Raw genomic sequence first — 26,056 nt, forward strand, 5'->3', positions numbered from 1 at the left:
CACCCAGAAACTCAGGTAGAAGACTTAGCACCAGCTTTGTTGGAGTATGGCTTGGACGCGATAGCGGTATTCGAGAATCAACAGATTGTCGGGATCGTTACCCACCCCGATATATTGAAGACGATACTACTGAAGGAGTCGCTAGAAGCAGATGCTTAATCTGGTCGAGCTTGTTGGGGGCTAAAAAGTAAAATGATTAGACCTAAGAGGCCAACTGCCGTGATCGATAAGCCGGCTTCTAATACGACACCTGCAAAACGGTGGTCTAAGCGGTAGAGACCACTCGAAAAACCATAACTCAAATCCAGTAACCCCAGGAACAGTGCCGCACCGGCGCAGGCTGCTGCGAGTACTCGGCCCTTTTGCATCCATTGGTTGCACCACAAAGGCAGGGCAGAAACTAGCATACCAAAGGCCAGAATTAAATCAGGCAGCACAAAGCTTCTTTCCCACAAGTAATAGCCTTCAAAATGTGGCATCAGTGCTCTTAGCTCTTCGATAGAAAAGAGCGAGCCGTTAAAGAACTGCCACCAGAAATGTATGATTCCCAGTGCTGCACCGATATAAATCATCGCCAAAAGGCGCTGAAACTTAAGTTTCTTAATCATCTTTTTTCAAGGGGGTCAGACTCGATTGAAAGCTATGTAGCCAATAGACCAATACATGCTACCTCTGGACGATGCTAAAGGCTATAGTGCTAAAATTAGCTACTTTAAATTCGGAGATGACACTTATGCGCCTATTAGTCTTGCTTAGCATGATCACCTTGCTTTCGGCCTGCAGTACACCGCTTAAACCAATCAATAATGGCCATGGCACGACAGAAGGAATAATGGGAGAAACGATTCAGGAAGTTTCAGCTTATGGTTTGATTACCCAAGTTGCTGCAGAGGAGGGCTTAGTGAATATCAAACATGGGCCGATTCCCGAACTCAATTGGGCCCCTATGTTGATGACTTTCAGAGTTAGTGAGTCTTTGTCACTTGAGCCATTCAAGGCGGGTGATAAGGTTAGCTTTATACTGGAGCTGGATGAAAAGGGTTTGCATCGGCTGAAATATGTGGAAATCAGAAAGTAAGTGAGATCTCGCTTCAGCGTCAACTATCGCACCAAAACTAAACAAAGCCATGTTTTGCTCTCTATAAGTGAGCCTAACTTATTCACTTATAGGTATATAGATTTCAGTGATTACGAATATAAGTAATTGTTATTTAATGTGAAGTCTAAAAACGGCCCGAGCTATGCTCTCTCAGATTATGTAAATTTTTAAACCTAATCTAAGAGAGATTAATTATGGCCTATATCGAACCGAGTGAATTCGCCACCAAAATGGTTGATTCAGGTGAACAGAAAATTTTCATGTCCACCAAAGATACGTTAGTACGTGCATTCATGGCGGGTGCAATTCTAGGGCTCGCCGCATTCTTTGCTATTACTGTTATTGTGAAAACAGGCAGTTTATTAGTTGGCTCACTTTTATTCCCTGTCGGCTTTATCATGCTCTATTTGATGAAGTTCGATTTGTTAACCGGTGTGTTCACGCTAGTGCCGCTATCAATACTTGATAAACGTAATGGCTGTACCGTGCCGCAAATGTTGAGAAACTGGGGCTTGGTTTTCCTTGGTAACTTTGGTGGCGCACTGACCACAGCTTTCTTTGCTTCGTTTATTCTAACTTATGGTTACAACACTGACGGCGGTGCCTTGGCAGCTAAAGTGAGCACCATTGGTGAGTCAAGAACACTGGGTTATCAAGCGCATGGTGCTGATGGCTGGTTCACGATATTTATTCGTGGCATGCTGTGTAACTGGATGGTATCGATGGGTGTTGTCGGTGCAATGATTTCAACCTCTGCAACGAGTAAGATCATTGCAATGTGGATGCCGGTAATGCTCTTCTTCTTTATGGGCTTTGAACACTCTATTGTAAACATGTTCCTATTCCCATTCTCTATGATCATGGGCGGTGACTTTGGTTTATACGAGTACTTCGTATGGAACGAAATCCCAACAGCTTTGGGTAACCTTGCTGGCGGCTTCTTACTAGTAGGTCTGCCACTATACTGGACGCATGTTAGGACTAATCCAGAGCGTAAGGTCGCTTAATACTAAAATAATATAATAGGAGCCCCGCCAGAAATGGCGGGGTTTTTTATGTCTAAACAACTTAAAGTATCTGTTAGTCAGTATTCAACTGCAGGAAAGAAAGACCTGAATCAGGACTTCCATGCAGCCTATGCCCCGGAAGAGCCTTTGCTCGCGTCCAAAGGGCTGGTGGTCGCTTTGGCTGACGGTATTAGTAGCAGCAATGTAAGCCAGATTGCGAGTGAAACCGCGGTTAAAGGTTTTATACAGGACTACTACAGCACATCAGACTCCTGGTCTGTGAAGACCTCTGCTCAACGGGTTCTTAAAGCAGCTAACTCCTGGCTGTTCGCGCAGACCCAAAATAGCCCGCATCGCTTTAATAAAGACAAAGGCTATATCTGTACCTTTAGTTCGCTTGTTATTAAGTCGAACACTGCTTATTGCTTTCACTCTGGTGATTCACGTATCTACAGGCTTGCTGACAATAACCTTGAGCAACTAACCAAGGATCATCGACATGTCGTTGATGCAGAAACGAGTTACCTGACCCGCGCATTGGGCGTTCATGACACTTTGGAAATGGACTATCGAGCGCTTCCTCTAAGTGAGGGAGATATCTTTATTCTTGCTACTGACGGGGTGTATGAGTTTCTTACTGAAAAGCATTTGGCGAATACGATTACGAGAGCTTTTGAGGAGACAGGGAAAGTACCAGATAGTTTGGCAAAAGAGTTGGTTAATGAAGCCCTGGCAGCGGGCAGCGATGACAATTTAACTTTGCAGATCGTGAGCATCGATAGTTTACCGGCGCGAGAGTTAAGTGAGTTACAACAGCAGCTTACTCAGCTGCCTCCTGCCCCCAGATTAGAGGCTCGTAAAGAGTTTGATGGATACATGATTCTACGTGATATCTATATCAGTAGTCGTAGCCATGTATTTCTAGCAGAAGACCAACAAACAAAAAAGAAGGTGGTGATAAAAACACCTTCCACAGAAATGAGAAATAACCCGGATTACTTGGAAAGCTTCTTGATGGAAGAGTGGATTGCAAAAAGGGTGAGCAATGCTCATGTTTTGAAAGCAATTGAACCTGATAGAAAGCGTAATTTTATTTATTTAGTGTACGAATATATTGAAGGGCAGACGCTTGCACAATGGATGCTGGATAACCCTAAACCGGACATCAAAACAGTGCGAGAGATCGTTACTCAAATTGCTAAGGGGCTTCAGGCCTTTCATCGACAAGAGATGGTGCATCAGGACTTAAGGCCAAATAATGTCATGATTGATAGCCAGGGAACGGTAAAAATTATAGATTTTGGCGCAACAAAAGTAGCCGGAATTACTGAGGTGATCAGTAAAAACGAAGGCATTATGGGGACAGCTCAATTCACTGCACCGGAATACTTTTTGGGGGAAAGCGGAACAAGCAAGTCTGATCTGTTCTCTCTAGGCGTCATGACCTACAAGATGTTAAGTGGCGAACTACCTTACGGCAATGATATTTCAAAGATTAAAGATCGGCGTTCACTAGGGCGGCTAGGCTACCAATCCATCGATAAGGGGCGGGATGTTCCTGGCTGGTTTGACTACGCAATTAATAAGGCGGTTCATATTGACCCCTTAAAGCGCTATGGTGAAGTATCCGAGTTTATTTATGAGCTGAATCATCCAAGTAAAGTCTACGTAAATAAAGCCAAGCCACCGTTGTTGGAACGTAATCCCGTACTTTTTTGGCAGCTAAGCTCGTTGATTTTACTAATTATTGTGCTTTATCAAGCCAGCATGACGTAAACAATGTAGGCGGTTGGATTTGGGGCAACCGCCCGTATAAGTTTTCAAAGGCTTGGGTTACTTGTTGGCTATTCGGGCGTACTGCACTCCGCGCGGCTAGGGTCTTCAGCACAACGGATTTTCCATAGTAGTCGCAGCGCCTTAGGGTTAAAGGTACTATCTTCTTTTAGGGCCAAACGAATATCTCGGCTAAAGGTATCAAATTCAGACTTGGATGCATCACTTGTTTTGATCCAGTACTTGGCAGGAATTTCGTCTTCTGCATCTTTTACCATCTTATGGATTTGAGTGAGACGAGAGACCATGTATTTACGCATTTTGTTGCCAAAATCTGGAGCGAAGTTTTCCTTCTTGATAACCGTTTGGAGCATGCCGTAAAACAAACGGTAATCAATGATGCCACCTTGCTCTCCTAAACCGTGGTATAGCTCGAATGTGTTGTAAGCCAATGCCGGCATTAACAGAATATCGATATTGCCATTGTTAAACTGGCCAGAGAAGGTTGCCAGAGAGGTGGAAACGGGAGAAGCACCGGCCAGGGAGGCGAGTTTGAAGGCTTGCGGGTCACCATTCAAAACCGATATTTTTTTACCGCTGAAGTCAGGCACTGTGTTAATAGATTTATCATTGACGAATACATACATGGAGCCAACGGGAAATGAGGCGACAATTTCATATTTGCCGTTACTCATCAAGGTGCCTGCCTTTGGACTGGCTAAGGTTGCCAGTATTTTATTCAGCCCCTGATCCGACATGATTCCACCAATCGCATCAAGAGAGCCTCCAAAGGGTACATAGTCGCGGGACAGAATTGCACTCAAGTGTGCGGCATCACAAATGCCTGCTTTGAAGTCATTGGAAGCAACCTTCTCGTCAGTGTAAGCCTTGAATTCGAGGTCGATACCCCAGGCTATAGCTTTAGGTTTGAGGTCAGCATAGAAAGTCATCACAGGACCATTGGTACCCACCGGATCCCAAGTGCAGATGGACTTCTTCTCTAGCGAGAAAGCTGAGGTGCTAAATAAATATATTACGAATGAAAAGAATGTATAGAGTGCGTATTTCATATCAGAGCCCTTTGTTATTTTTAAAGTAAGGTACTGCTCAATCCTTATGAATTACTCTCTATATCGTACTTAAGATAGGTCGGGACTGGTTTGATATTGGTCAATTAAACATCAATGAAGGCAGGTCATATTTTAAACTAATTAATATGTTACTGGCATGAGCTATGGCCGCATAAGCGAGCATGAACCTTCTCATGGATTTATTATTCTGAGTTGATGGTAATGGATCGTTGGCGAGGTCACTAAGAACAGGTATTCATGGAAGACTTAAATTCGAGGTTATCAAGCTTTTCTTGACGTTGGCTAAGTGCCAATTGCAGGCCTCTTAGTCCATTGTCAAAATGGCCTAGTTATCCTGATTAAACGAGGATTAAGATTTATGGCCTTGAGAACAAAGCAGTAGTTACCGGGTTTAGATTATATTTATGCTGCGTTGAATAAGTCTCGTTGTATCCAAAGCCAATAAACCAGACTGAACTTTCTCTATTAATTAGTGTCCTAAAGTATGTGTAAAACGCAGTTTAAGTCTTTTTAAGCATCTTCGTGATATTTAGTAAAGGCGCTTGCAGCGCTATGATTTTTGTGGCAGAGTTTTAAAGATGAGTATTCTGAAACAGATAAAACAAAAGTATTCAAAACAAATAAGCGTCTTGCTGGCCGTTTTGATGATGCTATCTCCGATTATATCTTCGGCGAATACTCTGTTGATGAGCGAAAGCACAATGCCTCATCATTCAGCGTCGACATCAACTGAAAGTGATGTTGAACAAATGAAGGTAACATCAGATAGCGAGTCTTGCCACGAGGCCGTGGCTCAAACCGTTAAAGACTCGATGAAGATGAATAAAACCTCTTCAGTCACAAATGACTGTTGTGATGAGTCTTGTTTATGTGCACAGGCTGGTTGTCAGTCTTCATCAGCGGCTTTCCATAATTCCGCGTTATCCTTCAGCACAGATAGAGTTGCCTTTAATTTTACGGCATCATTTTATCTAAACCCACAGACATTACCTTCTTTCCCCCCTCCCATTTCATAAGACCCTAAGGAAGTTCCGCCTTAAATTCGGAGCTCCCGTCGCTTTTTAGTTTTACTTATCGCTAGTTAATTTTATAGCCCTTGGGCTCGCTAAATAGCTTTGGACCTTGTCTTATGTTTCGCTTTAAAACAAAACGTGTCTTGTCACGTTTAATGTATATTTATTCTGGTTTGCTCGTTGCTTCAAGTTTTTTATCTGTCCATGCCTCGGAAGAAAGCAATGGAACCTTGCAAACGACTAAGTTAGTTCAAGCTCAGTCTGAGCAAGGAGGCTTGCTTTCCCTATCTGATGTGCTCACTAGAGCTCGCGCCAATGATTTCAGGCTAAAGTCCCTGGGTATTCAGGCGAAGGCTTTTGAAGCTGAGGCAAAAGCGAGTGATTTTTTGCCAGACCCAACTCTGTTTGCGGCGATACAGAGCTTACCGACAGACACATTTGAATTTGATCAGGAGCCTATGACCCAATTACGGGTAGGCGTCAGACAAATGTTCCCCAAAGGCGACACCTTATCGCTGCGCGAAGATATTAACCAGGAGAAAGTGGGTCTTCAGACCGTCAAGCAGGAAGCTTACTGGATAGGGCGTAAACAAAGCATTGAAAAAGCTTGGTTAGAAGCTTGGTTTTGGCAGCAGAACATTGAACTCATTTCGGAAGACCGTGTATTTCTAGAGCAAATACATGAATTCATTCAATCATTATATGAAGTTGGCAGTAAGGATCAGAGCGACCTGATTGGCGCGGAACTCGAACTCATCAAGTTAGAAGAGCGTTTGATCAAAGCAAGACGAAGTTTTCAAAAGAATCTGGATAGCCTTAATACCCTCGCTAACGAAACGCTGACGAGTACTCAATTGCCAAAGAAATTGGAATCTTTTGATACTTCAACACTGACTTTGGCTAAATCAAACGACCTTGTTTCTTCCTTACAAAACCATCCAAAAATTCGTTTGATAAATCAGAAAATTAACATTGCAAAAAGCAAAGTGAATTTGACCGAGCAGTCTTTGGAGCCCTCTTATGGTGTGGAGCTAAGCTACGGCATGAGAAGTGGCGACAATATGGATGGGTCTTCTCGTGCCGACTTCTTTTCAGCGGGTGTGAGTGTTCAGTACCCCTTTTTCAATCGAGGTCAGCAATCCAGCCAGATCAGCGCGGCTAAGCATCGTCAGGCAGCTATTGAGTTGGAGCGTTCAGAAGCATTAGAGCAAGCTCGCTTTACGTTGAAAGATCTCGCCAACCAATATGACATCACCCGCGATCAACGTGTGCTTTATGAAGAAAAAATATTAACCACATTAGGCAAGCAGAAGCACAGCGCCATGCATAGCTACGAGTCAGATAAGGGCAATTTCCGCATCGTATCTGAGCTGTTTCTGAAGGAACAAAGCGCAAAAGTGCAGCGTTTGCGCTTGCTTGTGAATGAACAAATTATTCTATCTCGTATTAATTATTGGCTGAACTAAAGCTAAGGAGAATCAACACATGAAGCAATTTATTTTAGCCATTACTGTCCTAGCTATTGGTTTGGCCTTGGGGACCTTTTTCGGCCCTCAACTCATGCAGGGGACAATGAGTGATGGAGAGTTGTCCTCCGCCGACAGTAACGAGAAGAAACCAGTGTACTGGGTAGCTCCGATGGATAAAAACTATCGTCGAGATGGGCCTGGACTTTCCCCGATGGGCATGGATTTAGTTCCGGTGTATGAAGAAGACAGCGGTGATGATAATACAGTGAAGATCTCAGCCACTGTTGAGAATAACCTCGGCGTTAAAGTCGCAAAGGTTAAAAACGAAGCGATTATGGTGCCAATTGATACCGTAGGAACTATCCAGTTTGATGAGAGCCGAATCTCTCATATTCACCCGCGTGTAGAGGGTTGGATTGAACGGTTGAACGTTGCTGCTAGTGGTGATCCGGTTAAACAAGGTCAAACACTGTTTGAGCTTTATAGTCCAGAGCTGGTCAATGCGCAGGAAGAATACCTAGCAGCATTGCGCAGCAAAAACAGAAACCTAATTAATGCGTCAAAGTCACGCCTTCGATCGCTAGGTTTGAGAGACAGTCATATCAATGATTTAAAGAAAAGACGTAAGGTCGATCAATTGGTGAAATTTACGGCTGAACAAGATGGAATTGTCATTGATCTAAACGTGCGTGAAGGCATGCATATCAGACCTATGACTGAAGTGATGTCGATAGGGTCGCTGGAAAGCGTCTGGGTTCGTGGTGAAGTCTATGAACGACAAGCTTATCTCATCGAACGTGGTCAGAGTGTAGCGATAAATCTCAATTCGTCACCTGATGGCAAATGGAACGGCATAATCAATTACATCTATCCGTCTCTTGATCAGAAAACACGCACCTTGCAATTCCGAGCGCGAGTACACAACCCAGATTTTGCCTTGCGACCTCATATGTTGGCGAATTTACGCGTTGAGAATATGGCCCAAGAGGCCATGACAACGGTGCCCAGATCCGCTGTTATCAAAGCAGGAAATCACAATCGAGTCGTGAAGTCGCTGGGCGAGGGGCGTTATAAATCTGTCATTGTAGAACTTGGCCTGGAAGGTCTCGTATCGACAATGAAGGAGGGTGTTGAGGTAATGGAATCAAAGGTACAGATACTTAAAGGTCTGTCTAATGGCGATGACGTTGTTGTTTCAGCGCAATTCCTGATTGATTCGGAATCAAATATCGAAGCCGAACTAATGCGTATGGAAGAAGCCGCAATGAGTCAAGAGATGAATGGCGATATGACAGGCAGTGCGGGTCCTAGAGTGATTACCTCGGGGACAGTTCATAAGGTCATGGGGAGTATGGGCATGATCAATGTCACACACGACCCGATCCCAGAATGGGAATGGCCGACGATGAAAATGGACTTCCAGGTGTCAGATCAGGTCGATCTCGGTCAGTTCAAGGAAGGCGATGCAATCCAATTTGAGATCGAAAAGACAGGGGATTGGGACTATGTTGTTACGCGCCTGCTCAAAGGCGCAGAAGCGAGTGATACGAGTCAGATGGATCATGACATGGCCTCAGATGAAATGAATGCTGGTCAAGATGATCATACGGGAGGCCATTAATGATAGCCGCGATTATAAAGTGGTCGATAAACAATCGGTTTTTTGTCCTATTAGGCACGGCAATATTGATCGGGTTTGGCTTGTATTCTGTCAAGAATACGCCAATCGATGCAATCCCTGATCTGTCTGATGTGCAAGTAATCATTAAAACTAGTTACCCAGGACAGGCACCGCAAGTCGTTGAAGATCAGGTAACTTATCCGCTTACGACGGCGATGCTGTCGGTACCGGGGGCGATTACCGTCCGGGGCTTTTCATTCTTTGGTGACTCCTATGTTTATGTGATCTTTGAGGATGGCACGGACCTTTATTGGGCGCGTTCTAGGGTTCTGGAATACCTCAATCAAGTGTCCGGCTCGTTACCTGCATCTGCTAAACCACAATTGGGACCTGACGCAACGGGTGTTGGCTGGGTATATCTCTATGCGCTAGTAGATAAAACGGGTCAACATGACTTAGCGGAGCTACGTAGCATTCAGGATTGGTTCTTGAAGTATGAGTTGCAAACGGTTCCGGGCGTTTCTGAAGTAGCGACAATAGGCGGTATGGTGCGTCAGTACCAAATTGAAGTTGATCCGAACCTACTCCGCTCTTACGACATTCCTTTAGCCCATGTTGGCATGGCAATTAAAAAGGCCAACCAGGAAACCGGTGCTTCTGTTATCGAGATGGCTGAAGCAGAGTACATGGTGCGCGTTAGCGGCTACTTGCAAAGTGTAGATGATATTAAAAATATTCCACTCGGTATAAACGCTAATAACACGCCACTGCTTTTGAAAGATATTGCCAAGATTGAATTGGGTCCACAGATGCGACGCGGCATCGCTGAATTGAACGGCGAAGGTGAAGTGGTCGGTGGTGTTGTAGTGATGCGCTTTGGCGAGAATGCACAAAGCGTTATTGATAATGTGAAAGCAAAATTGGAGAGTTTGAAGAAAGGCCTGCCTGACGGAGTAGAGGTTGTAACAACCTATGATCGTTCAAGCCTGATTAGTCGAGCAATCGATAACCTCTACGAAAAGCTATTAGAAGAGTTTATCGTCGTAACTATTATTTGTGCGCTTTTCCTATTTCATTTCCGTTCATCTCTGGTTGTACTGGTTAGCTTGCCTGTGGGTATTCTCACGGCCTTTATCATCATGTATCAGCAAGGTTTGAACGCCAATATTATGTCTCTGGGTGGAATCGCGATTGCGATCGGTGCGATGGTTGATGGCGCCATCGTCATGATTGAAAACGTTCATAAGCATATGGAAAAAACAGAGCTGACAGATGAAAACCGTTGGCAGGTGATTACCCAGGCTGCATCTGAAGTCGGGCCACCTTTATTCTTCTCTTTGTTGATTATTACAGCCAGCTTTCTGCCTGTGTTCACTCTTGAAGCACAAGAAGGCAAGTTGTTTTCACCCCTGGCGTTCACTAAAACCTATGCGATGGCAGCTGCCGCAGGTCTTGCTATTACACTCGTGCCAGTGTTGATGGGCTACTTTATTCGTGGAAAAGTGACGCCTGAACATAAAAACCCGATTAACCGCTTGATGATTGCCATGTATAAACCAGTGATCAAAGGTGTGTTGGCTTTTCCTAAAACGACTCTTTTGTTTTCTGCTGTTGTCTTAGTGGTTGGTTTATGGCCAGCGACTAAGCTAGGAAGCGAATTCATGCCACCATTGGACGAAGGTGACTTGATGTATATGCCTACAACATATGCCGGTGTATCAGTCGGCAAGGCGAGAGAGCTACTCCAACAAACCGATAAGTTGATCAAAACCGTACCAGAGGTCGAGTCTGTTTTCGGTAAAGTCGGGCGTGCCGAAACAGCGACTGACCCAGCACCGCTCACGATGATCGAAACATTCATTCAACTTAAACCGCGAAGTGAATGGCGGGCTGGCGTGACGACAGAAAGCCTACGCCAGGAGTTTGATAGTTTGGTTAAATTCCCTGGTTTGACGAATGCCTGGGTCATGCCAATCAAAACGCGAATCGACATGCTATCAACGGGTATTAAAACGCCTGTAGGCATTAAGATCGCCGGCCCGAGTTTGTCTGAGATCGAGAAAATCGGTAAACGATTAGAAGAAGTTTTACCTGAAGTGGAAGGTACGGCATCGGTGTACTCTGAACGCGTCGCCGGTGGTCGCTATGTAAAGATTGATATTGACCGTGAACGCGCAGCACGCTTTGGGATGAGTGTGGCGGATATTCAAGCAGTCGTGCGTGCTTCGATTGGCGGCATGAATATTACTGAAACGATCGAAGGTTTAGAGCGTTATCCGGTGAATCTGCGTTATCCGCAACATTATCGCGATTCCGAACAAAAACTGAAATTGCTGCCTATTGTCACTCCCGGAAAACAACACATTGCTTTGGCTGACGTGGCTGATGTTTATATCGCAGATGGTCCGCCGGGAATTAAGAGTGAAAATGCTCGTTTAAATGGTTGGACGCTTGTCGATATCGATGGGCGTGATCTGGGGTCATACGTCAAAGAAGCACAACAGATTGTTTCTGAACAAGTCGAAATTCCGGCGGGTTATTCCATCGCTTGGTCTGGCCAATACGAGTACATGCAACGAGCCGAGGAACGTCTGCGAGCTGTTGTGCCACTTACCTTGGCGATCATCATGCTACTTCTTTACATGAGCTTCCGTAACTTTTTGGAAGTACTCATCATTATGGGAACCGTACCATTTTCGTTAATCGGAGGGCTTTGGTTGATGTATTGGCTGGATTACAACATGTCGATAGCGGTTGCGGTTGGTTTTATCGCTCTCGCAGGTGTGGCTGTTGAGATCGGCGTACTGATGTTGGTTTATTTAAATCAATCCTATCAAGCCACCATTGAAAACGCCAAGCGAGATATGCGTTTGTTAACGAAGGAAGATATTCGTGAATCTGTCATGCAGGGAGCCGGGCTGCGGGTGCGCCCCATCTTGATGACGGTTCTCTCTCTGATGGTCGGTTTAATTCCAATCATGATGGGAACGGGCACAGGTTCTGAAGTAATGCAGCGTATTGCAGGGCCCATGATTGGCGGCATGATCAGCACCTTGGCCTTGAGTTTGATGTTAATTCCCGCGATTTTTTATGTGTGGAAACAGGTAACGCTCAAAAAAGAGAACAGTGACCTCACAGAAAACGATTCACAACTATCAAAATAAACACAGAAAGGATAATGAAAATGAAACTATCACTAACGAAATCAATAACTGGCTTTGCAGCTATCAGCGCAATCCTAATCACAGCTGCATGCGCAAATCATAGTCATGATGATGGCACAGGCCATATGCATGGCGAGAACCATATGTCAGCGGGAGATGGCCAGCACGATCACCACAAAATGATGCAAGAAAAGCATATGGGCGATACAGGAGGCCACGGTCACATGGGCGGTGAAATGAAGGAAGGTATGCATGGCGGACATCATGGAGAGGAACATGGCGCTCATGGTGGACACCATGGCGGGTCATTGGCGGGTAATCCTGGACAAGAAAATGATGTAGACCGAGTGATAAATGTTGAAGCGAACGATGCGATGCGCTTTGTCCATAAACCGTTCAATATTAAAAATGGTGAAACCATTAAGTTTGTGATCTCCAACAAAGGCGCAGTGCCGCATGAGTTCGCCATTGGTACTAAGGATGAGCATATGGAGCACGGGAAAATGATGATGAATAACCCGAATATGCATCACGGTCCGGGTGGTAATGCCATTACTGTCGCACCTGGAAAAACCGAAACGCTCATCTGGACATTCGAAGAAGCTTGGGAAGTAGAGGCTGCCTGCAATATTCCGGGTCATTACCAAGCGGGAATGCACAGCCCGGTAAAGTTTCGACCATAGAAACAAGAAATATAAATCCCGTTGAGAAATCCATTTAACACACTAACATCTAGGTTTTGTATACTTCTCAACCCAAATATAGTTGAACTAAGGGTTCGTTTTGTTGGCATTGTTACTTCTGGCAATCGCGTTAAGTATGGATGCGTTTGCTGTGTCTATTGGTTTAGGTTCAAAAAAAACGGTCGGCACACTAAAGCTTGCCACAATGTGCGCTATTTACTTCGGCCTTTTTCAGGGCCTTATGCCCCTTATTGGTTTTATAGGAGGTAAAGGTGTTCTCGTTTTTGCTGAAACCTATGCTCCCTGGGTATCGTTTATATTGCTTTTGATTATTGGTATTAAGATGATCTATGAAGCGCTTATTACTGGTGAAGAGAATGTCCCTTCTCATATAAGTCATCGTGCTATGTTCATTCTAGGTATTGCCACCAGTATCGACGCAATGGCGGCGGGCTTTTCCTTGACTTTGCTGAACGTTAACGGATTTCTAGCCTGTGCTTTCATAGCTATAACCACTGCACTATTTAGCTTTGCCGGAGTCTACCTTGGCGAGAAAACAGGCACTTGGCTCGAAAGTCGAGCTGAAGTGTTAGGTGGGACGATTTTGATATTGATCGGGTTAAAGGTCCTCTTAGGCTAAGACGGTCCAGCCTACTGTCATTCATAGAGAACTAAAAATTGTTTAAATAGGGTTCGAGAAATTATTAAGTAAAAACAATAAATAAAAGTGAGTACGAAGCTCTGGCCTCGTACTCGATTAAGCTACCAGGCTTTGTAGGGTAAGAACTTACCATTCATGGTTAAGACGACGCGATCACCTTTCGGGTTCTCTTCTTTTTCAACATCCATACTGAAGTCAATTGCGCTCATGATGCCGTCGCCAAACTTTTCTTGTATTACTTCTTTTAGCGTATCGCCGTAGACACCGACAATTTCATATAGCCGATAAATTAAAGGGTCTTGAGGAATGGATTGATCCCAGGTTTTAGTCGGGTATTCCATCAATGCAGGCTTTGCTTCGTCCGGTAAATCAAGTAAGGCACAAACCTTATCTGCAACGTCCTCGGGCATACTATTCATGCCCAGACAAGCTGAGGTGAGCCATACTGAGCCCATGCCGACTTCTTCTGCCATACCTTCCCAGGTAAGTTCTTTAGATTTTTTAGCTAATACAATTGCTTCGATCACTTCTTCTTTCTTCATCACAATCACCTTTATTTACTGTGTTGGTCAGCGTCAGGTTTGAGCTGAGGAATAAATTTCATAAAGGGCTTTTGCAAGCGCTATGCCATTGGAAATTGTTATTATTATTCAATAGATTAGCTAAAACCTATGCGTGTGATCTATCAGTGAGGGCCTTATTAGTGTGCACTGAAAGGCTTGTTTCGAAGAGAGAGCCCTGTCCTAAGGCACTGCTGAATCAAGGGACTTGTCTAGCTGATTGTAGTGAGCAAAATTTATCGTAGCTTCTTACGCCAAGCGGCGGGGCTTAGGCCATATTTTCGCTGAAATAAACGATTGAAGTGGCCAGGGTCTTGATAACCAACCTTCCATGATATTTCTGCGACACTTTGATCACTATGTTTGAGGTGCTCTTTTCCCTGCTCAATTTTTAAGTGTTGAATATAGCTAAGAGGTGATTCGCCCGTTGCTTCTTTAAAGCGACGTTTAAAGGTGCGTACACTCATATTTGCTTTTGTGGCAAGTTGCTCGATAGAAAGGGGCTCAATGAAGTGGATTTCAAGCCACTGCTGGATAGAGAGAATAGCGTCGTCTTGATGGTAGGTTTGTTTACCAATGGAGGCAAATTCGCCGGAGTAGGCTCGTCTGAAATCGACCAAAAAAGTACTTTCTACGGCTTCGCCAACCTCAGTGCAGGATAAGCGTGAAAGCAGATAGATCATGATCTCCATGGCTGCATTCATTCCTGCAGAGCAATACAGTTCCCCGGTAGCGGTAATAAAACGATCGGGGCGAAGATCGATTTTGGGGTACTTCTGTGCGAATTCTTCTTGCTTATGCCAATGCGTGGTACAGATTCGCTCATCCAAGAGCCCGGCCTCTGCCAGAAAGTAGGAACCGGTTGTCGCAGCCATAATCGGGATACCTTGCTCGTGCCACTCCCTAAGCTTTGGGTATAAGGGGCGCTGATCGATTAGCAGCGCTTCCATGTCACCCCAGATTCCATGAAGAATGACCAGGTCTGTATGTTTGATATCGCCTAGTGCCTGATCAGGTGTAATGCTTAAGCCGCTGAATGATGAAATAGCTTTGCCATCTAAGGTAACTAGCGAGATAGATATAGCCTCGCCCAAAAGCTTTTTTTGTAGCATGGAGGCAAAGGCAAATACATCATGACTAAGACCTAAACTTAAGCCCATTGCATTCTCGCAGGCATAAAGCGTGACATGTTTTAGCATCATAATCTCCGGAATATATTGGGGTATTATTTACCTTTATGGCCCGTTTGGCCATTTATATGACCTGAGTCACGCTGTTTCTTTTTGTCTTCGATTCTTAAGATTGCGTTAGTTAGATCTTATATTGGAGATGAGCATGAAATTCACGTCTGAACATGAAGCCTTACGCAAAACAGTGCGAGCCTTTGTTGATCAGGAAATGGACCCTTTTGTTGATGAGTGGGAGCAGGCAGGCAAAGCGCCTTTACATTCACTATTCAAGAAAATGGGTGACCTGGGCTTGTTGGGTATACATAAACCCGAAGCGAATGGTGGTGCAGGTTTAGATTATAGTTATAACCTGGTGTTTGCTGAGGAAATTGGCCGAGCCTATGGTGGTTCCTTGCCCATGGCGATTGGTGTGCAAACAGACATGGCCACGCCTGCTTTGGCTCGTTTTGGTAGTGATGAGTTAAAACGTGATTTTTTGGCGCCAGCCATCGCTGGAGATATGGTTGCTTGTATCGGGGTTAGTGAAGCTGGGGCAGGTTCAGATGTTGCAGGTTTAAAAACGACCGCTAAAAGTGACGGTGATGACTACCTTATCAATGGCAGTAAGATGTGGATCACGAATGCGACGCAAGGTGATTGGATTTGTTTACTTGCCAACACTTCTGAAGGCAGCGTTCATGCAAATAAATCAATGATCATTGTGCCTTTGGATTCACCGGGTATCGAGACCTCAAAGCCTTTGGATAAACTCGGTATGCGCGCCAGTGATACGGGGCAGATATTCTTTGATAATGTTCGCGTACCTAAGCGCTATCGAATAGGCGAACAGAACAAAGGTTTCGCTATGCAGATGATGCAGTTTCAAGAAGAGCGAATGTATGCCGCTGCGAGTTCACTAAAGGGAATGGAGCGAATTATCAGTGATACCCGGGATTGGTGCCGAGATAGGGAGACCTTTGGCCAGCCGATATTAAACAATCAGGTGGTGCACTTTCGCTTGGCAGAGTTGCAAACCGAAGTTGAGGCGCTCAGAGCGCTGACTTGGAGAGCTTGTCAGCAACATATTGAAGGTGAAGACGCGACCTACCTGGCATCCATGGCTAAATTAAAAATGGGCAGGTTATGGCGTGAAGTAAGTGATAGCTGCCTTCAATACTGGGGAGGCATGGGTTTTATGTGGGATAATCCTGCTGCCAGAGCCTATCGTGATACGCGGATACTATCGATAGCCGGTGGTAGTGATGAGATGATGCTCGGAATTATTGCCAAGCGTATGGGCACATTGCCGAGCCGACGGTAGAAGCGGTTCTGCCAAAAATAGCTTTTACATTGAGATAGAAAAAATGCAAATACCCGCCTTATTCGAAAACAAACTAAGCTTGCCTGTTATCTGCGCGCCGATGTTTTTGGTCTCTAGCCCTAAACTGGTGATCAATGCATGTAAAAACGGAGTCGTAGGCACGTTTCCCAGCTTCAATACCCGAACTCAGGACTTATTAGATACTTGGCTTGGCGAAATTAGCGAGGACTTGGCGCAGTTTGCTGAAGCTAACCCCGGCAAGCCTGTTGCCCCTTTCGGTGTTAATCTGGTTGTACATCCCTCAAATACGCGTTTACCGAGTGACCGAGAAGTGGTCAAGAAGCATAAGGTTCCTTTTGTCATTACCAGTCAGGGCAACCCTGCAGAGATAGTGAAGGAAGTGCATGAGTGGGGCGGTGTTGTCTTTCATGATGTGATTCGTGCAGAGCATGCGAAGAAAGCAATTGCTGCGGGTGTGGATGGAATTATTGTTGTCTCGGCAGGAGCAGGAGGCCATGCGGGTACCATTAACCCCTTTGCTTTGGTGAGAGAAATTCGAGAATTTTGGGACGGCCCTTTGGCTTTGGCCGGTGCTGTGAATGATGGCTACGGTATACGTGCAGCTGAAGTGCTGGGAGCAGACTTTGCTTATATGGGAACACGCTTTATAGCCACCGAAGAAGCCGAGGTAGACCCTGACTACAAAAAGATGTTGGTTGAATCAGGGATTAAAGATTTGATCTTCACAGATACCTTTACTGGCGTGAAGTGTAACTTCCTTAAGCCGTCAATTGAGCGTGCTGGCGTTGACTTGGCAAGTTACCAGGCCAAGGAAAGTGTCGATCTTGATTTGGCAGGTAGTAATGCATGGAAGGACTTTTGGAGTGCTGGTGAAGGCGTATCGGGCATTCACACAATTAAATCGATGGCTGATTTAGTAAAGGAGTTAAAGGTAGAGTACCTGGGCGCAGTTGAAAAGCCGGGCTTTGCCAAGTAAAGGTTATAGTACGGTTAAGCTTGGCGCTGACGATACTGGGCAGGCGATACGTCCGCCCAGCGCGTAAATGAAAGCGAATGTGATTTCACTTACGATGTGTTTGAGGGGTTGTTTCACGTCTTTAAGATATTTGCTCCACGTGTTAGAGAGGCAGATACTGCGCTACAACAGATCGCATTATTTGTCCGGAAAATATTGCGAGCACTTACTCGTCTTTGTACTTGTCAGCGATTGCCAGGAATAAGTGGCAGTTATCCAGAAAGGCATCAAGCATTACCGGGTCAAAATGCTGAGCTCTGCCCTCGCGCATAATCTCTAAAGCTTGTTCATGTGTCATGGCGCTTTTGTAACAACGCTTGGAGATCAAGGCATCATACACATCGGCAATCGCCATTAAGCGTGCAGATAATGGGATAGCTTCTTTGCTTAGCCCTTTAGGGTAGCCAGAGCCATCCCACTTTTCATGATGACATTAAGCGATTTCCTGTGCATATTTCAGGAAGCAATCGCCCTCTTGTGTCCTATTTGATAATTGACGAGCTTTTTGCAGGGCATCGCCGCCTAAAGAAGCGTGACTGCGCATGATCTCCCATTCTTCTGCATCCAGCTTTCCGGGCTTAAGTAGTATTCGATCGGGGATCCCTACCTTTCCAACATCATGCAATGGTGCTGTTCGGAACATTGCATCGATAGCTTCGTCATCTAACTCATCTTTATATTCGGGTAAGTCGCGCACCAGTTCTGCAAGTTGTTTAACGTAATGTTGGGTACGAACGATATGTAATCCGGTTTCCTGGTCACGGGTTTCGGCGAGCGTGGTGAGTGCGTTGATAACGACTTCCTGGGTATATCTAATTTCTTCAGTACGCTCTTGAACGCGTTGTTCAAGTAGCTGATTTTGCTCGGCAAGGGATTTCTTGGCAGCCCGCAAGGTAAGCTGGGTACGAATTCGAGCCAAGACAATGGGGGCTGAAATGGGCTTGGTAATATAGTCGACGGCACCATGGGCCAAGCCCGCGGCTTCGTCACAAACTTGGTTCATTGCGGTAACGAAGATTACGCGAATGTCGGACCACTCATCATGTTCTTTGATGCGGTCAAGCACCTCCATGCCCGACATACCAGGCATATTGACATCGAGCAAGATCAGTTCGATAGACTCATGCTGCTGCTCGAGCTGTTGTAATGCCTGAGTGCCATTAGTGGCGGCAATAAGATCGAACTCGGATTTGAGTGCTTCAGAAAGTAGACGTAAATTGATAGGTTCATCATCAACTATCATAATGAGCGGCTTGCTCATAGATATATCCTTTTAAGTAATTGTCCTAGAGTGCCTTGGTGCTAAAAACTATGCTATATAAGTATGCAGAGGATAGATCCGATGTCCAATAATTGCTGTTTCAATAAGTCGTGTAATTGATAAAGACACACGTTAAAATCGACAAATTCACTAAAATATAACAAAAGGCATAAATCATAAATGAGTGAACATGATTCTTCTTCCATCTTGTCATTAGTCGAAGCTCGTATTTTGGGGGCCTTGATGGAGAAACAGCTAACCACACCCGATGTCTATCCTTTAACGCTCAATAGCCTGGTGACAGCCTGCAATCAGAAAACTAGCCGTGAACCGGTGATGGATCTTTCTGAAGGTGATGTTCAACAGAGCCTTTATGACTTACAGAAGCGGGCCTTGGTAAAATTTGAGTACGGTTCAAGAGCGGATAAATATGACCAGCGTCTGACGCGTGAATATCATATGAATGACGCAGAGCACGCTATCTTTTGCATGCTCTTGCTGCGAGGCCCGCAGACGGTGAATGAGCTTCTCACCCGAACCCGCAGAATGTATGAGTTTTCAGGGCCAGAAGAACTAATTGCTTTAGTCGATAAGCTGCTAAACAGAACAACACCATTGATGTGTCGCTTACCGTCGTCTGCCGGACAGCGGGAAGATCGTTATATGCACCTGCTCAGTGGGGAGCCTGATATGACGCAAATACAAGAGCCTTCAACACCAGTAAGCGACTCTTCAGCGTCTTCAGATGAGCTCTTCGCTCGAATTGAAGAGCTTGAGAAACAAGTCGCTTGGCTGATGGAGCAGAAGCAGTAAGCAAACACTAATAATAGCGAATAGAGCGAAGGCTAAAATAAGCTTTCGTGACGGTCGATATTAGAAAGCGGAATCGTGATAAATGGCAGGCCTAGGGCATCGGTCTTCACCTTGGCCTGTAAGACTTGGCTACGATTTTCGCTGCCGGTTTCGCCGATGTAGTAATACATTTCTGCGATACCGTGGAATTTCTCTAAAGTGATGATGTTTAGCTGAGTGTTTTCAGCGACCCCTGGAACATAGCCAAAGGGTATGGCAATACCAAAGTTGTCCAAGTCTGTGCCAAGAGAGGTGTAGAAGGCTGTCATCACCTGTTCAGACTCTTCTTGTGTGGCCACAACATTGATACCGAAACGGCTTTCTAACTCAATCGCCAAACGTTTGTCGGCATAAGCTTTAAGGGGTGAATCACTTAAAAAGTAAGAGTTGATATAAACGTTTTTACCTTCGAGTGCATCTAGCTTTTCATCTTCAATACTTCTGACCAGATCATCGATGCTATGTGTGACTAAGCGCTGAGCGGTAGAGCCGCCCAAGGTTCCTTGTAAGTCACGGGTTGAGCATGCTGTAAGCACTAAGCATATAAGAAATAATAATGAGAGACGCATTGCGATATTCCACTTTGAATTATAAAAAGTCTAAAGTAGCTTAAGAGACTGAAAGATGGAAGGGGGTAAATGGGCTAGGTAGTCTTAGTCTATTCCAAGTAGCTTATGCATTTGTAATGTTAAGCGCCATTGAGGGTGGCTCAGACAATAGTCGAGCGCTAAACGGGTATTGTTTATTTTGTCTGGGTCTTCACCAAAGCGCACAGCGGGGCTGGCCATGGGCGATAAAAAATAGTGATCAGCGGGGAAGTCTTGATAGGTTTCAGGTAGTGCGTCGCTCTGAGGATAAACCAGCTTTAGTTCATCACAGCGATCAAAAACAATGCTTGATTTGCCTTTTGGGCTAAGGCATACCCAGTCAATACCCTCAGGAAGAGGGAGCGTGCCGTTGCTCTCAATAGCGATCTCAAAACCTAGCTGATGCATCAACTCTATCAGTTTTGGGTCAAGCTGAAGTAGTGGTTCTCCGCCAGTGAAGATAACGTAGGGTTTGGCTATACTCTTACGGCTTGAAGAAGAGCTGGCGAGTACTTGATTGCTGTCCCAGAGTGATTGAATTTTTGTTGCCAATGCTTGGGCATTAGCAAACTCGCCACCATTTTGCCCATCTGTGCCAAGAATATCTGTGTCGCAGAAATTGCACACAGCGTCTGCCCGGCTATCTTCTCTCCCATTCCATAAATTGCACTTACTAAAACGACAAAATACAGCTGCACGCCCTGCACGAGCGCCTTCGCCTTGCAGGCTGTAAAACATCTCTTTAATTCGATATTGCTGTTTACTGCTTTTTGTCACGGTCTTTTTGTGCTCTGGTAAGGGGCTTAGAGAGGGCCTTAATGACTTAAGGTCTTCTCAGGGCTATTTGCTGAAGTGTACTGGTATGAGCGAAATGAATGGCTTTTAGTTTTCGCCGGTAATCGCTTTCAGTGTTTCGTTACGAGATTCCATCATATCACGGACGGCTTTTGCGTCACTCATTGCATTGAATGCATCATCAGCTGTTAGTTGGCCATCTGCCAGGGTTTCTGACATTTTGGGTTGTGGTGCATAGGCTGAGGTAGACTCTTCGTCCGACTCGATTTTCACACTTTGGATAATATTAACATTGGTGTTTACATTCATGGTTGATACGTTCTGAGCCCCTGCTGGGGGTCTATCACCATAGTGCCACATGCCTGTTGCGTCTTGCCATTTGTAGAAGGACACTTTGTTACTGCTGCTTGAGCTGGTTGTCGAGCTCGAGCTTTCATTGCCGGTAAGGCTGTCGGGTAGTATTTTATCAGGAATCAGGTCGGCAGACGTCGGCATGGCGAGTGTAGGCTTACCATTGTCCATCTTAAAGAAAAAAGGCAAGATGATTGCGGCGGCAAGAATGCTGATGGTAATAAAACGAGAAATCATTTTCATGGTGACAAGTTCCTGTGTCTTTGTGCTATTAAGATCATGTTTTGTGTTGTTAATAGCTAATATTGTGTTTACAAATTTGTGACTGGATTTCAGAGTCGGAGCAATTTGGTAAACAAGTTCGAATACATAATAATAGATGTGATTTCGGCAGCCTGCTAGCTAATAAATTACCAATCAGAATATCGATCGTGTCTCCGTTCTGCTCAAATGGAATCGTCTGAGATAGCTTAAACAGTAAAGCATGTTCGACTTGTTCGGCTTGCAGCTCGTTTTGCTGAACGTCCTTTCTTAGCGCACCTTTGGGTAGACTTTTTCTTACCTGCCTAAGTGGTGCAACGACTTGTTCGTGCCAAGAGTCTAGCTCTTCGTTGATGTTGGGTAGCAGCGGTGTAATATTCTTTTTCATAAGCCCAGCCCACATTGCAAAGAGTGATAGGTTGACGCGAAAGCCTTGGGCATCTTGTAGGTCTAATAAGGTGTCTTGCAGTGTTTTATTCTTCCACAGCTTAAGTGAACATAGCCAAAATTCATTCTCTAGAGAGAGGGCGTTCATTTCTGCTGCCGATATTGCGGTGATAGAGGGGCGGCTATGAGTCATTTGGTTAGAGCATATTTGATAAGTGTAAATCGAAATAAATCCATAGGAATTTATCGGCATCTTAGGATTGATGTTGCGTAGGATATCCGCTACCGTCTGCGCCATCCAGACATATCTTATCAGTAAAGGCAGGTTTCCTGAATGTTAAAGATCGATGCATTGACCCTACGAAGAGGCCCGGAGCCTTTATTAGCCGAGGCGAATGCCCTTGTGCATGCCGGTCAACGTGTGGCGATTATTGGCGCCAACGGGGCAGGAAAAACAAGCTTGTTTAAACTTATCTTAGGCGAACTTAGCCCGGATTCGGGTGCCTATTCTTTGCCCGGTAACTGCCGTGTTTCTCATATGGCTCAGGAAGTCACAGCAGGAGAGCGAACGGCTAAAGATTATGTGCTCGATGGCCATCAGCAGCTCCGTAGTCTGGAGGCTGAATTAAAACAAGCTGAAGCCGCACACGATGACCATAAAATTGCTGAACTCCATGGAGAGCTGGAGCACATAGGTGCCTATGAAGCACCAGTTATCGTGGAAAAGTTACTGCATGGTTTGGGATTTGATCAGAAAGACATGCAGCGCCCGGTTAATGACTTCTCTGGTGGTTGGCGAATTCGTTTGAATTTGGCGCAAGCACTGATGTGCCCTTCTGACCTATTGTTGCTGGATGAGCCGACGAACCACTTGGATCTAGATGCGATGCTCTGGCTGGAGCAATGGCTGAAACGTTACGAAGGTACGGTGTTATTCATTTCTCATGACCGTGACTTCATTGATGCCGTGTCGACACATATTCTTCACTTCGAACACAAGCAGCTGAATCAATATACAGGAACTTATAGTGAGTTCGAGACGCAGCGTGCTCAAAAGCTTGCTCAGCAGCAATCTCAGTATGAAAAGCAGCAGCAGCGTATTAGCGAAATTCAGTCTTTTGTAAATCGCTTTAAAGCGAAAGCGACCAAGGCAAAACAGGCTCAGAGTCGTGTTAAAGAACTTGCTAGAATGGAGCTTATTGCCCCGGCTCATATTGATTCACCGTTTAACTTTAGCTTTCCTGAGAGCGACAAAATATCTAGCCCATTACTAAGCATTCAAAAAGCAGACTTGGGCTATGAGCAGAAAGCAGTGCTCGAAGATTTTACTACCAGCATCTTACCGGGTACACGAGTAGGCCTTCTAGGGCCAAACGGTGCCGGTAAGTCGACTTTAATCAAAAGCCTGGTAGGTGATTTAGCTCAGCTTAGTGGTCAGCGTGCAGAAGGAGAGCACCTTCGAATTGGCTATTTTGCCCAGCACCAGTTGGAAGCCTTGGATCTGAGCGCGAGCCCTTTCTTGCACTTGCAGAGAATTAACCCAAAAGCGACGGATCAAGAAATTCGTAACTTTTTAGGTGGTTTTGATTTTAGAGGCGACGCTGCATTGGAGACCATCGAGCGTTTCTCGGGTGGAGAAAAAGCTCGCTTGGCTTTGGCGATTATTGCTTGGCAGAAACCAAACCTTCTAATGCTTGATGAACCGACTAACCACTTGGATTTGGAAATGCGTCATGCGCTGACGATGGCTTTGCAGGCTTTCCAGGGAGCAATATTGGTAGTTTCGCATGATCGTCATTTACTAAAGAATACCGTCGACACCTTCTGGCTGGTGGCAAACGGGAAAGTCGAAGAGTTTAAAGGCGACCTGCACGATTACGAAGTTTGGTTGCAAGACTTCCATAAAGAGTCGAGTAAAACTGAAACTGTAGAGACAGACAGTGCAGACAAGCAAAATGAATCAGCGGAAGATAAAAAGGAACGCAAGCGTATCGCTGCGGAGCTTCGTCAGAAATTGAGCCCACTGAAGAAAAAGCTCAAAACCGCAGAAAAGGCGATGGAGAAGCACCAAGAAGCTTTAGCTGAGCTCGAAGAGAAACTCGCTGCCCCAGAGATTTATCAAGCTGAAAATAAAGCCAAGTTGAAAGAATTGATGGATGAGCAGGCAACACATAAAGTCGGTTTAGAAGAATCCGAGATGGAATGGTTTGAACTGAGTGAAGAGATCGAAACGGCCGAGAGCCAGATGTAGTTTTTTCTCAAAGCTTGGTTTTAGTGTAGGCAGAGAGCTCCGTCTTTTGCAGGATCAATCTCGTGCTAGCCCGCTTGCGAGCCGTGGAAGGCTCTGCCTACAAGTTTGTGGATTCACAGGTAGCGGGCAAATAACGATTATCGTAGGCAGAGGGTTCCATCCCTCGCAGGTCGATGCCCCGTGCTAGGCGTGGAAGCCTCTGCTTACAGATGCTTCTACTTGGCCTTTAATGCCTCACCCGAAAATGAAATGCCTTTCCAGCCTTGAGTAATAAAGTTGCGAATGTTTTGGTGGTCATTGCCCTCAGGGTTCTTGAGCACATCTTCGCGATAGTATTGACCAAAACAAGTTAGAGTTTGTTGCTCATCCAGGTTTTGAAGCTGGGCAAAAGCAAAGAGTTTGCAGGAGCCCGAGTTCTGCCCTGCCTCATTGGCTTGCTCGCCATTTTGAAAGGCTGTGGGTGTAAATTCATATAGCTCGTCAATAATTGCCATTGTATCTTCAAACTGAATGCTGCTTGCATCTTGGTTTAAACGTTGGACGAAAGTCTCTAAATTAGACAAAGTTTTCTCCCTGGGTGGTGAATATAATGAATTTTATATGATATCACTTTACTTGCCGGATTTTTCCAATTAAACTTCGCGCCCCTAAGTGGAACTGTGTCTATATTTTGATCGCTGTGCCAGTAAGCCAAGCTTGCTGAAATGTGCACTGCAGCCATAGCTCAGTAAGAATTTATCAATATAACTTTATTGGAACAGGTAATTTTAATGCCTTCTGTAAAATTGAAAGAAAACGAGCCATTTGATATCGCTCTTCGTCGTTTTAAGCGTACTTGTGAAAAAGCAGGTGTTTTGTCTGAAGTTCGTCGTCGTGAATTCTACGAGAAGCCTACTTCTGTACGTAAGCGTAAAGCAGCTGCAGCTGTTAAGCGTCACGCGAAGAAGGTTCAGCGCGAAACAAAACGTTTCGAAAGACTGTACTAAGATTTGTCACCACTCTTTGTCTATATTTTAGATAAAGAGAATGTGAGCGATAAAACGACAAGGTCTAGGATAATGATATTCTAGCCTATTGTTGTTTTTTGCGTTTTAAGCAGATAAAACTTTACCCTTGCTCTATCAGGTTGATCGCGATATGCGAGTGTCTTGGTACGGTCGTTATGCAGGTAGGGTTCTACAGCAATGTAATTAGATGGAGTTTAGTGTGAGCGAAGCCGGTGCAAGTACTTTAAAGGCAAGTATTACCTCTGCAATGAAAGAGGCAATGAAAGCTCGCGCAAAAGAGCGTCTAGCGACTATCCGTTTAATTCTGGCTGAGTTTAAGCGTATCGAAGTTGATGAGCGTATAGAGTTAGATGATGCTCGTGTGCTTGCTGTGCTAGATAAAATGCTTAAACAGCGTCGAGATTCAATTAGTCAGTACGAAGCAGCAAGCCGCCAAGATCTTGCGGATGTAGAAGCTGGCGAAATCGCTGTGATTGAGACGTTTCTACCCGCGGCACTGACTGCCGAGGAAATTGATGCTTTGGTCGCCGAGGCAGTGGCGAGCTCTGGAGCAGAATCAGTTCGGGATATGGGCAAGGTGATGGCGGTGCTTAAGCCTCAGCTTCAAGGTCGAGCTGACGTCGGTAAGGTAAGCCAG

26 protein-coding genes and 1 pseudogene are annotated in these 26,056 nt (G+C 45.1%); 16 read left to right on the forward strand and 11 right to left on the reverse strand.

The genetic code is table 11. The annotated features are described in order from the left end of the window. The coding region (locus A3763_RS30250; protein WP_197483089.1) for a CBS domain-containing protein at positions 1 to 159 on the forward strand (159 nt) is incomplete at its 5' end. Here A3763_RS30250 and A3763_RS24025 read toward each other — a convergent pair. After that, on the reverse strand, positions 156 to 608 hold the full coding sequence (locus tag A3763_RS24025) for a hypothetical protein (RefSeq protein WP_068506996.1): 453 nt from the start codon (positions 606 to 608) through the stop codon (positions 156 to 158). The two genes, A3763_RS30250 and A3763_RS24025, sit on opposite strands and share 4 nt — an antisense overlap. A gap of 125 nt (positions 609 to 733) precedes the next feature. On the opposite strand from A3763_RS24025, the gene A3763_RS24030 reads away from it, so the two are divergent. The 3 genes from A3763_RS24030 to A3763_RS24040 all read left to right on the forward strand — a co-directional run bounded on the left by A3763_RS24030 (position 734) and on the right by A3763_RS24040 (position 3,882). Further along, positions 734 to 1,078, forward strand: a complete 345-nt coding sequence (locus A3763_RS24030) for a copper-binding protein (RefSeq protein WP_068510116.1) — start codon at positions 734 to 736, stop codon at positions 1,076 to 1,078. A gap of 215 nt (positions 1,079 to 1,293) precedes the next feature. Next, positions 1,294 to 2,106 carry a formate/nitrite transporter family protein gene (locus A3763_RS24035; RefSeq protein ID WP_068507001.1) on the forward strand — a complete coding sequence of 271 codons (813 nt, stop codon included), beginning with the start codon at positions 1,294 to 1,296 and terminating at the stop codon, positions 2,104 to 2,106. A 48-nt stretch (positions 2,107 to 2,154) separates the two neighbouring features. Continuing rightward, positions 2,155 to 3,882, forward strand: a complete 1,728-nt coding sequence (locus tag A3763_RS24040) for a bifunctional protein-serine/threonine kinase/phosphatase (protein WP_068554776.1) — start codon at positions 2,155 to 2,157, stop codon at positions 3,880 to 3,882. A gap of 68 nt (positions 3,883 to 3,950) precedes the next feature. On the opposite strand, the gene A3763_RS24045 is transcribed toward A3763_RS24040, so the two are convergent. Continuing rightward, on the reverse strand, positions 3,951 to 4,949 hold the full coding sequence (locus A3763_RS24045; protein ID WP_068507004.1) for a putative solute-binding protein: 999 nt from the start codon (positions 4,947 to 4,949) through the stop codon (positions 3,951 to 3,953). A 599-nt stretch (positions 4,950 to 5,548) separates the two neighbouring features. Here A3763_RS24045 and A3763_RS27790 point away from each other — a divergent pair. From A3763_RS27790 to A3763_RS24070, 6 genes are all read left to right on the forward strand, one after another. Next, entirely contained in the window at positions 5,549 to 5,986 is a 438-nt protein-coding gene (locus A3763_RS27790; protein WP_156490713.1) for a hypothetical protein, read from the forward strand. 113 nt (positions 5,987 to 6,099) lie between these two features. Beyond that, positions 6,100 to 7,449, forward strand: a complete 1,350-nt coding sequence (locus A3763_RS24050; protein ID WP_068567695.1) for a TolC family protein — start codon at positions 6,100 to 6,102, stop codon at positions 7,447 to 7,449. Between the two features lie 19 nt (positions 7,450 to 7,468). Continuing rightward, positions 7,469 to 9,073, forward strand: coding sequence for an efflux RND transporter periplasmic adaptor subunit (locus A3763_RS24055; protein ID WP_068634120.1), 1,605 nt, complete (start codon positions 7,469 to 7,471; stop codon positions 9,071 to 9,073). Then, the gene (locus A3763_RS24060; protein WP_068634119.1) at positions 9,073 to 12,237 is read left to right on the forward strand and encodes an efflux RND transporter permease subunit; all 3,165 of its coding nucleotides are present in this window, start codon (positions 9,073 to 9,075) and stop codon (positions 12,235 to 12,237) included. The genes A3763_RS24055 and A3763_RS24060 overlap by 1 nt, the downstream gene beginning before the upstream one ends. Positions 12,238 to 12,257: 20 nt before the next feature. Then, positions 12,258 to 12,920 (forward strand): plastocyanin/azurin family copper-binding protein, encoded by a 663-nt coding sequence (locus A3763_RS24065; protein WP_068554525.1) that lies wholly within the window; start codon positions 12,258 to 12,260, stop codon positions 12,918 to 12,920. Positions 12,921 to 13,023: 103 nt separating this feature from the next. Beyond that, positions 13,024 to 13,560, forward strand: coding sequence for a manganese efflux pump MntP family protein (locus tag A3763_RS24070; protein ID WP_231872306.1), 537 nt, complete (start codon positions 13,024 to 13,026; stop codon positions 13,558 to 13,560). A 122-nt stretch (positions 13,561 to 13,682) separates the two neighbouring features. Here A3763_RS24070 and cynS read toward each other — a convergent pair whose 3' ends face one another. After that, positions 13,683 to 14,123, reverse strand: coding sequence for a cyanase (gene cynS / locus A3763_RS24075; protein ID WP_068554530.1), 441 nt, complete (start codon positions 14,121 to 14,123; stop codon positions 13,683 to 13,685). A 254-nt stretch (positions 14,124 to 14,377) separates the two neighbouring features. After that, positions 14,378 to 15,343, reverse strand: a complete 966-nt coding sequence (locus A3763_RS24080; protein ID WP_197469683.1) for a GlxA family transcriptional regulator — start codon at positions 15,341 to 15,343, stop codon at positions 14,378 to 14,380. 133 nt (positions 15,344 to 15,476) lie between these two features. Between A3763_RS24080 and A3763_RS24085 the strand changes: the two genes are divergently transcribed. Then, positions 15,477 to 16,631, forward strand: a complete 1,155-nt coding sequence (locus A3763_RS24085) for an acyl-CoA dehydrogenase family protein (protein ID WP_068554534.1) — start codon at positions 15,477 to 15,479, stop codon at positions 16,629 to 16,631. 43 nt (positions 16,632 to 16,674) lie between these two features. After that, positions 16,675 to 17,628 carry a nitronate monooxygenase family protein gene (locus tag A3763_RS24090; RefSeq protein WP_068554536.1) on the forward strand — a complete coding sequence of 318 codons (954 nt, stop codon included), beginning with the start codon at positions 16,675 to 16,677 and terminating at the stop codon, positions 17,626 to 17,628. Between the two features lie 205 nt (positions 17,629 to 17,833). Here the strand turns inward: A3763_RS24090 and A3763_RS29175 are convergent. Next, positions 17,834 to 18,085, reverse strand: a pseudogene (locus A3763_RS29175) (HD-GYP domain-containing protein); the annotation flags it as partial. A gap of 15 nt (positions 18,086 to 18,100) precedes the next feature. Then, on the reverse strand, positions 18,101 to 18,928 hold the full coding sequence (locus tag A3763_RS24095) for a two-component system response regulator (RefSeq protein ID WP_197476242.1): 828 nt from the start codon (positions 18,926 to 18,928) through the stop codon (positions 18,101 to 18,103). A 180-nt stretch (positions 18,929 to 19,108) separates the two neighbouring features. Between A3763_RS24095 and A3763_RS24100 the strand changes: the two genes are divergently transcribed. Further along, a complete protein-coding gene (locus tag A3763_RS24100; protein ID WP_068507027.1) occupies positions 19,109 to 19,741 on the forward strand; it encodes a YceH family protein in 633 nt (210 codons plus the stop codon). Between the two features lie 32 nt (positions 19,742 to 19,773). On the opposite strand, the gene A3763_RS24105 is transcribed toward A3763_RS24100, so the two are convergent. The 4 genes from A3763_RS24105 to A3763_RS24120 form a co-directional block, all read right to left on the reverse strand. Then, complete coding sequence (locus A3763_RS24105; protein WP_068554538.1) at positions 19,774 to 20,349, reverse strand: hypothetical protein; 576 nt, start codon at positions 20,347 to 20,349, stop codon at positions 19,774 to 19,776. Positions 20,350 to 20,433: 84 nt separating this feature from the next. Further along, a complete protein-coding gene (gene queE, locus A3763_RS24110) occupies positions 20,434 to 21,105 on the reverse strand; it encodes a 7-carboxy-7-deazaguanine synthase (protein WP_068554540.1) in 672 nt (223 codons plus the stop codon). Positions 21,106 to 21,249: 144 nt separating this feature from the next. Further along, positions 21,250 to 21,756, reverse strand: coding sequence for a DUF4124 domain-containing protein (locus tag A3763_RS24115; protein WP_068507034.1), 507 nt, complete (start codon positions 21,754 to 21,756; stop codon positions 21,250 to 21,252). 49 nt (positions 21,757 to 21,805) lie between these two features. After that, positions 21,806 to 22,459 carry a DUF2390 domain-containing protein gene (locus A3763_RS24120; RefSeq protein WP_068507042.1) on the reverse strand — a complete coding sequence of 218 codons (654 nt, stop codon included), beginning with the start codon at positions 22,457 to 22,459 and terminating at the stop codon, positions 21,806 to 21,808. A gap of 36 nt (positions 22,460 to 22,495) precedes the next feature. On the opposite strand from A3763_RS24120, the gene A3763_RS24125 reads away from it, so the two are divergent. Then, positions 22,496 to 24,412: an ATP-binding cassette domain-containing protein gene (locus tag A3763_RS24125; protein WP_068507044.1), complete on the forward strand. Its 1,917-nt coding sequence runs from the start codon at positions 22,496 to 22,498 to the stop codon at positions 24,410 to 24,412. 215 nt (positions 24,413 to 24,627) lie between these two features. Here the strand turns inward: A3763_RS24125 and A3763_RS24130 are convergent, their stop codons facing one another. Then, the gene (locus A3763_RS24130) at positions 24,628 to 24,975 is read right to left on the reverse strand and encodes a HopJ type III effector protein (protein WP_068507046.1); all 348 of its coding nucleotides are present in this window, start codon (positions 24,973 to 24,975) and stop codon (positions 24,628 to 24,630) included. Between the two features lie 207 nt (positions 24,976 to 25,182). Here A3763_RS24130 and rpsU point away from each other — a divergent pair, with 207 nt between their 5' ends. Both rpsU and A3763_RS24140 read left to right on the forward strand, forming a co-directional pair. Then, complete coding sequence (gene rpsU / locus A3763_RS24135; RefSeq protein WP_068507050.1) at positions 25,183 to 25,398, forward strand: 30S ribosomal protein S21; 216 nt, start codon at positions 25,183 to 25,185, stop codon at positions 25,396 to 25,398. A 220-nt stretch (positions 25,399 to 25,618) separates the two neighbouring features. After that, the coding region (locus A3763_RS24140; RefSeq protein ID WP_255376641.1) for a GatB/YqeY domain-containing protein at positions 25,619 to 26,056 on the forward strand (438 nt) is incomplete at its 3' end.

Source organism: Oleiphilus sp. HI0128, assembly GCF_001635365.1.

What these genes read in the sequence shown, in the direction of transcription:
- A3763_RS24025 (WP_068506996.1), bottom strand. Translation starts at nt 608, where the DNA reads ATGATTAAGAAACTTAAGTTTCAGCGCCTTTTGGCGATGATTTATATC.
- A3763_RS24030 (WP_068510116.1), top strand. Translation starts at nt 734, where the DNA reads ATGCGCCTATTAGTCTTGCTTAGCATGATCACCTTGCTTTCGGCCTGC.
- A3763_RS24035 (WP_068507001.1), top strand. Translation starts at nt 1,294, where the DNA reads ATGGCCTATATCGAACCGAGTGAATTCGCCACCAAAATGGTTGATTCA.
- A3763_RS24040 (WP_068554776.1), top strand. Translation starts at nt 2,155, where the DNA reads ATGTCTAAACAACTTAAAGTATCTGTTAGTCAGTATTCAACTGCAGGA.
- A3763_RS24045 (WP_068507004.1), bottom strand. Translation starts at nt 4,949, where the DNA reads ATGAAATACGCACTCTATACATTCTTTTCATTCGTAATATATTTATTT.
- A3763_RS27790 (WP_156490713.1), top strand. Translation starts at nt 5,549, where the DNA reads ATGAGTATTCTGAAACAGATAAAACAAAAGTATTCAAAACAAATAAGC.
- A3763_RS24050 (WP_068567695.1), top strand. Translation starts at nt 6,100, where the DNA reads ATGTTTCGCTTTAAAACAAAACGTGTCTTGTCACGTTTAATGTATATT.
- A3763_RS24055 (WP_068634120.1), top strand. Translation starts at nt 7,469, where the DNA reads ATGAAGCAATTTATTTTAGCCATTACTGTCCTAGCTATTGGTTTGGCC.
- A3763_RS24060 (WP_068634119.1), top strand. Translation starts at nt 9,073, where the DNA reads ATGATAGCCGCGATTATAAAGTGGTCGATAAACAATCGGTTTTTTGTC.
- A3763_RS24065 (WP_068554525.1), top strand. Translation starts at nt 12,258, where the DNA reads ATGAAACTATCACTAACGAAATCAATAACTGGCTTTGCAGCTATCAGC.
- cynS (WP_068554530.1), bottom strand. Translation starts at nt 14,123, where the DNA reads ATGAAGAAAGAAGAAGTGATCGAAGCAATTGTATTAGCTAAAAAATCT.
- A3763_RS24080 (WP_197469683.1), bottom strand. Translation starts at nt 15,343, where the DNA reads ATGATGCTAAAACATGTCACGCTTTATGCCTGCGAGAATGCAATGGGC.
- A3763_RS24085 (WP_068554534.1), top strand. Translation starts at nt 15,477, where the DNA reads ATGAAATTCACGTCTGAACATGAAGCCTTACGCAAAACAGTGCGAGCC.
- A3763_RS24090 (WP_068554536.1), top strand. Translation starts at nt 16,675, where the DNA reads ATGCAAATACCCGCCTTATTCGAAAACAAACTAAGCTTGCCTGTTATC.
- A3763_RS24095 (WP_197476242.1), bottom strand. Translation starts at nt 18,928, where the DNA reads ATGAGCAAGCCGCTCATTATGATAGTTGATGATGAACCTATCAATTTA.
- A3763_RS24100 (WP_068507027.1), top strand. Translation starts at nt 19,109, where the DNA reads ATGAGTGAACATGATTCTTCTTCCATCTTGTCATTAGTCGAAGCTCGT.
- A3763_RS24105 (WP_068554538.1), bottom strand. Translation starts at nt 20,349, where the DNA reads ATGCGTCTCTCATTATTATTTCTTATATGCTTAGTGCTTACAGCATGC.
- queE (WP_068554540.1), bottom strand. Translation starts at nt 21,105, where the DNA reads ATGTTTTACAGCCTGCAAGGCGAAGGCGCTCGTGCAGGGCGTGCAGCT.
- A3763_RS24115 (WP_068507034.1), bottom strand. Translation starts at nt 21,756, where the DNA reads ATGAAAATGATTTCTCGTTTTATTACCATCAGCATTCTTGCCGCCGCA.
- A3763_RS24120 (WP_068507042.1), bottom strand. Translation starts at nt 22,459, where the DNA reads ATGGCGCAGACGGTAGCGGATATCCTACGCAACATCAATCCTAAGATG.
- A3763_RS24125 (WP_068507044.1), top strand. Translation starts at nt 22,496, where the DNA reads ATGTTAAAGATCGATGCATTGACCCTACGAAGAGGCCCGGAGCCTTTA.
- rpsU (WP_068507050.1), top strand. Translation starts at nt 25,183, where the DNA reads ATGCCTTCTGTAAAATTGAAAGAAAACGAGCCATTTGATATCGCTCTT.